Annotated in this window: 2 pseudogenes; one reads left to right on the top strand and one right to left on the bottom strand. The window is 62.1% G+C overall.

Annotated elements, in window-relative coordinates:
- Nucleotides 1-126: 126 nt before the first annotated feature.
- A pseudogene (locus tag GWE18_RS41970) lies at nucleotides 127-240 on the top strand (transposase domain-containing protein); the annotation flags it as partial.
- Nucleotides 241-475: 235 nt separating this feature from the next.
- Here the strand turns inward: GWE18_RS41970 and GWE18_RS41965 are convergent.
- Nucleotides 476-671, bottom strand: a pseudogene (locus tag GWE18_RS41965) (insulinase family protein); the annotation flags it as partial.

Raw genomic sequence — 671 nt, 5'->3', positions numbered from 1 at the left:
TGCCAAAACTCGTTCTCGGTGTGACATTCAACGACGGGATCGAGGTCATCGCCAAGCCGACTGACCGTCAGCCCATAACCGCCGCCGCCTAACCGGCCAGGCCGTCACCAAAATTTAGCGATAGCTCAAGCATGGCTCGCCGATGTTCTGGCCCGTATCGCCGATCTGCCTGCCTCGCGCCTGCACGAGTTGCTTCCTTGGGAATGGAAAAGGCTACGCGCGGTCGAGAAACACCTCTGATCAGTGGTCCGTCGCAACCTGAACGTCTCAACCGGCTAGCGACCATCATAACCCAGACCGTCTATGCGCGCGCGTAATCGTTGCGCGGCAGTCCTCGGATGCGTAACGACTAACTGAAGTGACGGGCTCTCGCGAGGCCGCCCCTTGATGTAGGCAGGTCGGACGTCGGCCAAATAACGGCTATATGACAGCTTGTCCTTAACGCGCACCGAATGTCACCTCACGAACACAAAGGTCAATTGGGTGTTGCCGGCGTTGCGGCTGATGGCGCGGCAGCCGGCTGTGCTGTGGACTGCGGCGTTGCGGCCGATGGCGCGGTGGTCGACTGGGCTGCGGCCAGTGGGGAGCTGCCGACGATGACGGTGAGCAGACCCTGGCCCCACAGCCGCTGCGCCGCCTTCCTGGCATCCTCCAGCGTCACCGCATCGACG

The organism is Bradyrhizobium sp. CSA112 (assembly GCF_029051645.1).
GTDB lineage: Bacteria > Pseudomonadota > Alphaproteobacteria > Rhizobiales > Xanthobacteraceae > Bradyrhizobium.
This window is presented reverse-complemented; position numbering and strand designations above follow the sequence as displayed.